Raw genomic sequence first — 9,531 nt, 5'->3', positions numbered from 1 at the left:
TTCCGATCGCAACAGCGGCCACCGCGCCGCCGCACCCGCCACGCCTCCGGCGGGCCCTCAAACGCCGGGCGGGCTGAGATGGCCCCCGGGACAGGGACCCCAAACGCCGGGCAGGCTCAGATGGCCGCGGGGCCGGGGCCGGGGCCGGAGCGTCACAGGTGCGCTGCAAGCCACGGGCCCCGGACCGGCACCGCATCCGGCACTCGTAGAATCGGCGGGTGGATACGACCCTGGAAGACCCCCTCGTCGGGCGCGTGCTCGACGGCCGCTACCGCATCGACGCCCGCATCGCGGTCGGCGGGATGGCCACGGTCTACCGGGCCGTCGACACCCGCCTCGACCGCGTGCTCGCGCTCAAGGTGATGCACCCGGCCCTCGCCGCCGACACCGCCTTCGTCGAGCGGTTCATCCGCGAGGCCAAGTCCGTGGCCCGCCTCGCGCACCCCAACGTCGTCGGCGTCTTCGACCAGGGCACGGACGGCCCGTTCGTCTTCCTCGCCATGGAGTACGTCTCCGGCTGCACCCTGCGCGACGTGCTGCGCGAGCGCGGCGCCCTGCGGCCGCGGGCCGCGCTCGACATCCTGGAGCCGATGCTCGCCGCGCTCGGCGCCGCCCACCGCGCCGGTTTCGTGCACCGGGACATGAAGCCCGAGAACGTCCTGATCGGCGACGACGGCCGGGTGAAGGTGGCCGACTTCGGCCTGGTCCGCAGTGTGGACGCCGTCACGGACACCACCGGCTCGGTCCTCGGCACGGTCTCCTACCTCGCCCCCGAGCAGATCGAGAACGGCCTCACCGACACCCGCGTCGACGTGTACGCCTGCGGCGTCGTCCTGTACGAGATGCTCACCGGCGCCAAACCGCACACCGGCGGCACCCCGGCCCAGGTCATCTACCGCCACCTCAACGAGGACGTGCCGCCCCCCTCGGCCGCCGTCCCCGGGCTGCCCGCGGCGCTGGACGAGCTGGTCCGCGCCGCCGCCGCCCGCAACCCCGAGCTGCGCCCGTACGACGCGGTGGCCCTGCTCGCCCTGACCCGTGAGGCCCGCTCCGCGCTGACGGACGGCGAGCTGGACGCCGTACCGCCGCAGGCGCGCGCCGAGGAGCGGACGGCGGCCGAGGACCGCACCAGCGTGATCCCGCGCACCGCCCCGGCGCCCGCACCCGCGGGGCCCGAGCACACCTCCCGCCTGGAGCACCCGGGACCGCCGGTCCGCGCGGACCGCCCGCACGCGGTACGCCGCCCCCGCCCCGGCATCCGCCCGCGGCGCGGCACCTACCTGACCGTCGCCGGGATCCTGCTGGCCCTCGGCCTCGGCACCGGCGTCTGGTACATAAGCTCCGGCCAGTTCACCCGGGTCCCGCACCTGCTCGGCAAGACCGAGGAGCAGGCCCGCGCCCAGCTGTCGGCGTCGGGCCTCGGGGTGAAGGGCGTCGACCGGAAGTTCAGCGACGCCTTCGAGCGCGGCACCGTGATGAACAGCGACCCGGAGAGCGGCGGGCGGATCCGCGGCAACGGCGCGGTGACCCTGGTCATCTCCCGCGGCCCGCAGGTCGTCCCGGTGCCCGACCTCAAGGGCAAGCCGCTGGACGCCGCGAAGGCGGAGCTGACGAAGGCGGGCCTCGCCCCCGGCCTCGTCACCCAGGAGTTCAGCCAGGACCTCCCGCAGGGCGCCGTGGTCGCGACCAACCCCCGGGGCGGCGCCCAGCTCGCTCCCGACGCGGCCGTGGCACTGGTGGTCAGCAAGGGCCGCCCGGTGCAGGTGCCGAGCGTGGTCGGCGCGGGCGTCGAGCAGGCCCGCAAGGGCCTGGAGGACCTCGGCCTGAAGGTCGAGATCGCGCCCGAGCAGGTCAACTCGGCGAGCCCGGCCGGTTCGGTGGCCAACCAATCGCTGAGCGCGGGCGCCCAGGCGGCCGCGGGCGACACCGTCACGCTGACCGTCTCGAAGGGCCCCCGCCAGGTCCCGGTGCCGGGCGTCACCGGTCAGGACGTGGACGCCGCGAAGCGGGCGCTGGAGGGCGCGGGCTTCAAGGTACGGGTGGAGCGCCCGTTCCTGTCGTTCAGCAACACCGTCGACGCGCAGTCGGTGCCGGCGGGCCAGAGCGCCCCCGAGGGCGCCACGATCACCGTCAGGACCAAGGGGCTGTGATGCGCAACCCGGTCGGCGGGCACGTCCCCGTCGCGGGCGGACTCGCCTCGGTGGGGCTCGTGTACGCCCGCGAAATGGGCGCCGAGGCCGTCCAGGTCTTCGTCGCCAATCCGCGCGGCTGGGCGATGCCGGCCGGCAATCCGGCGCAGGACGAACTGTTCCGCGCCGGGTGCGCCGAGGAGTCGATCCCGGTCTACGTGCACGCCCCGTACCTCATCAACTTCGGTTCGCACACCGGGGCGACGGTGGAGCGGTCCGTGGAGTCGCTGCGCCACTCGCTGCGCCGCGGCCGCGCGATCGGCGCCCGAGGGGTGGTGGTCCACACCGGTTCGGCGACCGGCGGCCGCCCGCGCGAGGCGGCGTACGCGCAGATCCGCGAGCACCTGCTGCCGCTGCTGGACGAGTTGACGCACGACGACGACCCCTTCCTGCTGCTGGAGTCGACGGCCGGCCAGGGTTCCTCCCTGTGCTCCCTGGCCGGGGAGTTCGGGCCGTACTTCGAGGCGCTCGACGCCCACCCCATGCTCGGGATCTGCCTGGACACCTGCCACGTCTTCGCGGCCGGGCACGACCTGGCGGAGCCGGGCGGGACGAAGCAGACGCTGGACCTGCTGGTGGACACGGTGGGCGAGGGACGCCTCAAGCTGATCCACGCGAACGACTCGAAGGAGGGCGTGGGCGCCCACAAGGACCGGCACGCCAACATCGGGCAGGGCCACATCGGGCGCGACGCCTTCGGCGAGCTGTTCTCGCACCCGGCGATGGACGGCGTACCGCTGGTCATCGAGACGCCGGGCGGCAAGGAGGGGCACGCGGCGGACATCGCGCTGCTGAAGGAACTGCGCGGGCTGCACTGACCGCTGGGCGCTCCCCGTGGTCGGCGGGCGGGCGTCAGAGCTCCGGACCGTCGCCCGGTTCCTCCTGGTAGGAGTAGCGCTGCTCGCGCCAGGGGTCGCCGATGTTGTGGTAGCCGCGCTCTTCCCAGAACCCTCGCCGGTCGGCGGTCATGTACTCGATGCCGCGGACCCACTTGGGGCCCTTCCAGGCGTACAGGTGCGGGACGACCAGCCGCAGCGGGAAGCCGTGTTCGGCGGTCAGGGGTTCACCGCCCTGGTGGGTGGCGAAGACGGCCCGCTCGGAGGCGAAGTCGGCGAGCCGCAGGTTCGAACTGAAGCCGTACTCGGCCCACACCATCACGTGGGTGGCCGTCGGCGCGGGCGGGGCCAGTTCGAGCACGTGGCGGGTGAGCACCCCGCCCCATTCGGCCCCCGGCATGCTGAATTTCGTCACGCAGTGCAGGTCGGCGGTGACGGTGGAGAACGGCAGCGCCGAGAACTCCTCGTGGTTCCAGCAGTGCTTGTCGCCGTCGGCGGTGGCCCCGAAGACCCTGAACTCCCAGCGGTCCGGCTTGAACTTGGGCACGGGACCGTAGTGGGTGACCGGCCAGCCCCGCTGCAGACGCTGCCCCGGAGGGAGCTCCGGCTGCACTGCTTCCGCAGTTTCGCGGCTATCCGGCTGACCCATGTCTCCATGGTGACAGACGGACCAGGGTGGTCATGACCAGGTCTGGGCCGATTCGGGCAAGTCAGAGCAACTCCCACTAAGGAGGCACTTACTGGACGCCTCCGGGCGGCGGTGCGAGGATGCGCGCACCTGCCCCGTCACACCGCTGGAAGGAGCCCTCTGCCATGCAGGGCGACCCCGAGGTTCTTGAATTTCTCAACGAGCAGCTGACCGGTGAGCTGACCGCGATCAACCAGTACTGGCTGCACTACCGCATCCAGGACAACAAGGGCTGGACCAAGCTCGCCAAGTACACCCGTGCCGAGTCCATCGACGAGATGAAGCACGCGGACAAGATCACCGAGCGCATCCTGATGCTCGACGGTCTGCCCAACTACCAGCGGCTCTTCCACGTCCGGGTCGGGCAGACCCTGACGGAGATGTTCCAGGCGGACCGCCAGGTGGAGGTCGAGGCGATCGACCGCCTCAAGCGCGGCATCGAGGTCATGCGCGGCAAGGGCGACGTCACCTCGGCGCGGCTGTTCGAGGAGATCCTGGAGGACGAGGAGCACCACATCGACTACCTCGACACCCAGCTGGAGCTCATCGAGCAGATCGGCGAGCCGCTGTACATCGCCCAGCTGATCGAGCAGCCGGAGAGCTAGTCCCGGGCCGGTCCGGGCGCGGGGCTGCGCCGAACGGGTGGAACCGGTTGACGGAACGGGCGCCCGCGGGCGCCGGGCGTCACGCGGCCGGGGCGAGCGCCTCGTCGGCGACGGCCGCGGCGAGCACCGGCTCGGCGGCCAGGACCGCGGCGGCGTTGCCCGTCTCCAGCAGCTCGCGGCGGGGGCACGCGCCCCGGCCGAGCAGGCCCTGGATGGTCCGCACACACGAGCCGCAGTCGGTGCCGGCCTTCGTGACCGAGGCGATCTGGCGGGGCGTGCACGCTCCCGCGTCCGCGTGGGCCTTGACCTGCTGGTCCGTGATGCCGAAGCAAGAGCAGACGTACACGCGGTTCACCTCCCGGACGTGGCCACCCCCCATTCGGTGAGGCTTACCTAACCCTACCCAAACTTAGGGTTCCCTAAAAGACCCGGATACGCCGATGGGGCGCGGATCACATCGATCCGCGCCCCACCGTCGTAGAGGCCGCCTACGCACCACGTTCCTACTGGTCGCGGTACATCTCGGCGACCAGGAACGCCAGGTCCAGCGACTGGCTGCGGTTGAGCCGCGGGTCGCAGGCCGTCTCGTAGCGCTGGTGCAGGTCGTCGACGAAGATCTCGTCGCCGCCGCCGACGCACTCCGTCACGTCGTCGCCGGTCAGCTCGACGTGGATGCCGCCCGGGTGGGTGCCCAGCGCTTTGTGCACCTCGAAGAAGCCCTTGACCTCGTCGAGCACGTCGTCGAAACGGCGCGTCTTGTGGCCGGAGGCCGCCTCGAAGGTGTTGCCGTGCATCGGGTCGGTGACCCACGCGACGGTCGCGCCCGACGCGGTGACCTTCTCGACCAGCTCGGGGAGCTTGTCGCGGACCTTGTCGGCGCCCATGCGCACGACGAAGGTCAGCCGGCCCGGCTCGCGCTCGGGGTCGAGGCGGTCGATGTACGTCAGCGCCTCGTCCACGGTGGTCGTGGGGCCGAGCTTGATCCCGACCGGGTTGGAGATCTGCGCGCAGAACTCGATGTGCGCGTGGTCCAGCTGGCGGGTGCGCTCGCCGATCCAGACCATGTGGCCCGAGGTGTCGTAGAGCTTGCCGGTGCGCGAGTCGGTGCGGGTCAGCGCACCCTCGTAGTCGAGGAGCAGCGCCTCGTGGGAGGCGTAGAACTCCACGGCCTTGAACTCGGCCGGGTCGGTGCCGCAGGCCTTCATGAAGTTCAGCGCGTTGTCGATCTCCCGCGCGAGCTGCTCGTAGCGCTGCCCGGACGGGGAGGCCTTCACGAAGTCCTGGTTCCAGGCGTGCACCTGGCGCAGGTCGGCGTAGCCACCGGTGGTGAAGGCGCGGACCAGGTTCAGGGTCGACGCGGAGGCGTGGTACATCCGCTTCAGCCGCTCGGGGTCCGGGATCCGGGCCTCTTCGGTGAAGGCGAAACCGTTGACCGAGTCGCCGCGGTAGGTCGGCAGCGTGACGCCGTCGCGGGTCTCGGTGTCCTTGGAGCGCGGCTTGGAGTACTGGCCCGCGATGCGGCCGATCTTGACCACGGGCACGGAGGCCGCGTAGGTCAGGACGGCGCTCATCTGGAGCAGCGTCTTCAGCTTGGCGCGGATGTGGTCGGCGGAGACACCGTCGAAAGCCTCGGCGCAGTCGCCGCCCTGGAGCAGGAACGCCTCGCCCTTGGCGACGGCTCCCAGTCGGGCGCGCAGCTGGTCGCACTCACCCGCGAAGACGAGCGGAGGATACGACTCGAGGTCCGCGACGACAGCGCGCAGAGCCTCGGCATCGGGGTACGAAGGCTGCTGCGCCGCGGGAAGGTCTCGCCAGGTCGCCTTGGCGGCGGGGGCTTGGTTTTCAGCGTTCACGGTCACCTCGTACACATTACGTCGTCACACGCCTCGTCCAGCCCGGCGATCGGATCGTGAGACGGGCGTCTCCCCGCGGGCCTCCCCCATGGGCTAGGGTGCCCCGCATGTACGCGCACTCGAACCAGAACTGGTGGTGGACCGCTCCGTTGGCGGCCCACTGACATCGCGTACCCACCGAACAGACGCGAAGGCCGCCCCCGGGGGCGGCCTTCGGTGTTTTCCGGGCCGCTCCTCTCCATGCACCCACTGGAAGGACCGCCCATCCCATGAGGCACACGGACCCCCTGACCGGCTCCCCGGACGTCGCCGCCCTGCTCGCCTCGCTGGCCGACCCCTCGGGGCCGCCCTTCGCGCTGCTGCGCCGGCGCACCCCCGGCCTGGACCACGACGCCGTCGAGGTGCTGACCGGCCCGGTGCACACGGCGGAGCGCCTCGCCGACCTGCCGGTCGGGGACCTGCCCACGCTCGCCCTGGTGCCGTTCCGGCAGATCCGCGAGCGCGGCTTCGACGTCCGCGACGACGGGACCCCGCTGAGCGTGCTGGCCGCCGAGCACGCGTACGCCCTGCCGCTCGACGCGGTCCTCGCGGCGCTCCCGGACCACGAGGTGCGGGTCGAGGGCGGGGGCTTCGACGTCCCCGACGAGCGGTACGCGGCGACCGTCGAGCGGGTCGTCCGGGACGAGATCGGCCGCGGCGAGGGGGCGAACTTCGTCATCCGGCGCACCTACGAGGGCAGCGTCCCGGGCTTCGGCCGGGCAGACGCGCTGGCGCTGTTCCGGCGGCTGCTGGTGGCCGAGCGCGGCGCGTACTGGACGTACGTCGTGCACACCGGGAACGAAGAAGGGCCCGAAGGGCATTCCCCGGAAGGGCGGCGGCGGGCGACGGGCGGGCGCACCCTGGTCGGGGCGAGCCCCGAGGTCCACGTCCGGATGACCGGCGGCACGGTGGTGATGAACCCGATCAGCGGCACCTACCGCTACCCCGCCGGGGGCCCCACGGCCGACTCGCTCCTCGCCTTCCTCGGCGACCGCAAGGAGACCGAGGAACTGTCGATGGTCGTCGACGAGGAACTGAAGATGATGTGCACGGTCGCCGACCGGGGCGGGATCGTCGTCGGACCGCGGCTCAAGGAGATGTCCCACCTCGCGCACACCGAGTACGAGCTGCGCGGCCGCTCCACCCTGGACGTGCGGGAGGTGCTGCGCGAGACGATGTTCGCGGCGACCGTCACCGGCTCCCCGGTGCAGAACGCCTGCCGGGTCATCGAGCGGTACGAGTCCGGTGGCCGCGGCTACTACGCGGGCGCGCTCGCCCTGCTCGGCCGGGACGCCGAGGGCGCGCAGACCCTGGACTCCCCCATCCTGATCCGCACCGCCGACATCTGCGCCGACGGCACGCTGCGCGTCCCGGTCGGCGCGACGCTGGTGCGCCACTCCGACCCGGCGGCGGAGGTCGCCGAGACGCACGCCAAGGCCGCCGGGGTGCTGGCGGCCCTCGGGGTGCGCCCGGCGGCGCCCCGGCCCGCGGCCGGCTCGGCGCGGCTCGGCGAGGACCCCCGGGTGCTTGCCGCCCTGGCCGCGCGCCGCCGGGACCTGGCCCCCTTCTGGCTGCGGATGCAGGACCGGCCCGAGCGGGCCGCGGGGCACGCGCTGGTCGTCGACGCGGAGGACACCTTCACGGCGATGCTGGCGCACGTGCTGCGGGTGGGCGGGCTGGAGGTGACCGTACGGCGCCACGACGAGCCGGGGCTGCGCGCCGCCGCCCTCGCGTGGAGGGGCCCGGTCGTGCTCGGCCCCGGCCCGGGCGACCCGGCGGACGCCGCCGACCCCCGGATGCGGCGGCTGTGCGCACTGGCCCGCGACCTGCTGGCCACGCACCGGGACGGGATCCTGGGCGTCTGCCTGGGCCACGAGCTGCTGGCCGCCGAACTGGGCCTCCCGCTGGTCCGCAAGGCCGAGCCCGCCCAGGGGGCGCAGAGCGCGGTCGGCCTCTTCGGCGCCCGCGAGGTGGTGGGCTTCTACAACACCTACACCGCGCGCTGCGACGACGCCGCGGCGGCCCGGCTGGCCGCCGCGGGCGTGGAGGTCTCCCGGGACCCGGCGACGTACGAGGTCCACGCCCTGCGTTCGGCTCCGGGCGCGGAGGCGGCGGGCGCGGCGGGCGCCTTCGCCGGCGTGCAGTTCCATCCGGAGTCGGTGCTGACCCTGCGCGGCGCCGACCTGGTCCGCGACCTGCTGGCGGCCATGCGGCCGGTGCCCGCCGGGTCCTGACCGCCCGGCCGGCCCACCGTCCCCCGCGCAGCCGCTCCGGGGGGCGGTCAGGCGGGCGGGACCAGGGTGTTCTCCGAGCGGCGGCCCGCCAGGTAGTCGCTCACGTTGGCGACCGTCGTGGCGATGATCTGCTCGACCGCGTCCCGCGTGTAGTACGCCTGGTGCGAGGTGACCACCACGTGCGGGAAGGTCACCAGCCGCGCCAGGGTGTCGTCCTCGACCGCGTCCAGCGACTTGTCCAGGAAGAACACCCCGGCCTCCGCCTCGTACACGTCCAGCCCCACGCCCGAGAACCGTCCGGCGCGCAGCTCGCCGACGAGCGCGTCGGTGTCGACCAGGCCGCCCCGGCTGGTGTTCACGAGCACCGCGTCGTCCTTCATCGTCCGCAGCGCCGCCGCGTCGATGATGTGGTGCGTGGAGTCCAGCAGCGGCACGTGCAGGCTGACCAGGTCCGCCGCCGCCAGGAGCTCGTCCTTCTCGACGTACTTCATGCCCAGCTCCACGCACGCCGGGTTCTGCGCGACGTCCCAGCCCAGCAGGTTCATCCCGAACCCGTGGGCGATCCTGGTGAACGCCTCGCCGATCTTGCCGGTGCCCAGCACGCCCACGGTGCGGCCGCGCAGGTCCCGGCCCATCAGGCCGTTCAGCCGGAAATCGAAGTCGCGGGTGCGGTTGGAAGCCCGCACGATCCGCCGGTTGACCGCCATCGCGAGCGTCCAGGCGAATTCGGCGACCGAGTAGGGCGAGTAGTACGAGACGCGGCCAACCGTCATGCCGAGGCTTCCCGCGACCTCCAGGTCGATGTTGTTGAAGCCGGTCGAACGCTGCGCGATCATCCGCGTCCCGCCCGCTGCCAAGGTCCGCAGCACCCGCCCGTTCAGGTCGGCGTTCACGCTGGAGGAGACGATCTCGTAGCCCGCCGCGATCGGCGCGGTGTCCTCGCTCAGGAAGACGTCCAGGCAGCGCGCCTCGTGCTGCCTGGCGAAGGCCCGTTCCAGCAGCGGTTTTTCGTCGGCCGTCACACCGAACGCCAGGATCTCCACGCTTGCTCCTGTCCGTAGGACCGGCCGGACCACGGGTCGCCCAC

General features: G+C 72.6%; 8 protein-coding genes. 4 read left to right on the top strand and 4 right to left on the bottom strand.

Annotated features, from left to right (window positions below):
• The first annotated feature begins 218 nt into the window (after positions 1-218).
• Together pknB and ABZY31_RS15315 are read left to right on the top strand one after the other, a co-directional pair.
• The gene (pknB, locus tag ABZY31_RS15320; RefSeq protein WP_356409775.1) at positions 219-2,150 is read left to right on the top strand and encodes a Stk1 family PASTA domain-containing Ser/Thr kinase; all 1,932 of its coding nucleotides are present in this window, start codon (positions 219-221) and stop codon (positions 2,148-2,150) included.
• Positions 2,150-3,007: a deoxyribonuclease IV gene (locus ABZY31_RS15315; RefSeq protein WP_356409772.1), complete on the top strand. Its 858-nt coding sequence runs from the start codon at positions 2,150-2,152 to the stop codon at positions 3,005-3,007. Before pknB ends, ABZY31_RS15315 begins: the two co-directional genes overlap by 1 nt.
• A gap of 34 nt (positions 3,008-3,041) precedes the next feature.
• On the opposite strand, the gene ABZY31_RS15310 is transcribed toward ABZY31_RS15315, so the two are convergent.
• Complete coding sequence (locus ABZY31_RS15310; protein WP_356409771.1) at positions 3,042-3,674, bottom strand: sulfite oxidase-like oxidoreductase; 633 nt, start codon at positions 3,672-3,674, stop codon at positions 3,042-3,044.
• Positions 3,675-3,838: 164 nt separating this feature from the next.
• Between ABZY31_RS15310 and bfr the strand changes: the two genes are divergently transcribed.
• The gene (bfr, locus tag ABZY31_RS15305; protein WP_356409768.1) at positions 3,839-4,318 is read left to right on the top strand and encodes a bacterioferritin; all 480 of its coding nucleotides are present in this window, start codon (positions 3,839-3,841) and stop codon (positions 4,316-4,318) included.
• Positions 4,319-4,397: 79 nt separating this feature from the next.
• Here the strand turns inward: bfr and ABZY31_RS15300 are convergent, their stop codons facing one another.
• Positions 4,398-4,673 carry a (2Fe-2S)-binding protein gene (locus ABZY31_RS15300; RefSeq protein ID WP_356409795.1) on the bottom strand — a complete coding sequence of 92 codons (276 nt, stop codon included), beginning with the start codon at positions 4,671-4,673 and terminating at the stop codon, positions 4,398-4,400.
• Between the two features lie 148 nt (positions 4,674-4,821).
• Complete coding sequence (locus ABZY31_RS15295; protein ID WP_356409765.1) at positions 4,822-6,177, bottom strand: class II 3-deoxy-7-phosphoheptulonate synthase; 1,356 nt, start codon at positions 6,175-6,177, stop codon at positions 4,822-4,824.
• Positions 6,178-6,440: 263 nt separating this feature from the next.
• On the opposite strand from ABZY31_RS15295, the gene ABZY31_RS15290 reads away from it, so the two are divergent.
• Positions 6,441-8,444 (top strand): chorismate-binding protein, encoded by a 2,004-nt coding sequence (locus ABZY31_RS15290; protein ID WP_356409762.1) that lies wholly within the window; start codon positions 6,441-6,443, stop codon positions 8,442-8,444.
• Positions 8,445-8,491: 47 nt separating this feature from the next.
• On the opposite strand, the gene ABZY31_RS15285 is transcribed toward ABZY31_RS15290, so the two are convergent.
• A complete protein-coding gene (locus tag ABZY31_RS15285) occupies positions 8,492-9,487 on the bottom strand; it encodes a 2-hydroxyacid dehydrogenase (protein ID WP_356409759.1) in 996 nt (331 codons plus the stop codon).
• Between the last annotated feature and the right edge of the window lie 44 nt (positions 9,488-9,531).

This window comes from Streptomyces sp. NPDC006529, assembly GCF_040611795.1.
Lineage (GTDB): Bacteria > Actinomycetota > Actinomycetes > Streptomycetales > Streptomycetaceae > Streptomyces.
Note: the sequence above shows the minus strand (reverse complement) of the source record. Positions and strands in the feature narration are given on the sequence as shown.

Coding starts and splice junctions, on each gene's coding strand:
- ABZY31_RS15315 (WP_356409772.1), top strand. CDS start 2,150: ATGCGCAACCCGGTCGGCGGGCACGTCCCCGTCGCGGGCGGACTCGCC.
- ABZY31_RS15310 (WP_356409771.1), bottom strand. CDS start 3,674: ATGGGTCAGCCGGATAGCCGCGAAACTGCGGAAGCAGTGCAGCCGGAG.
- bfr (WP_356409768.1), top strand. CDS start 3,839: ATGCAGGGCGACCCCGAGGTTCTTGAATTTCTCAACGAGCAGCTGACC.
- ABZY31_RS15290 (WP_356409762.1), top strand. CDS start 6,441: ATGAGGCACACGGACCCCCTGACCGGCTCCCCGGACGTCGCCGCCCTG.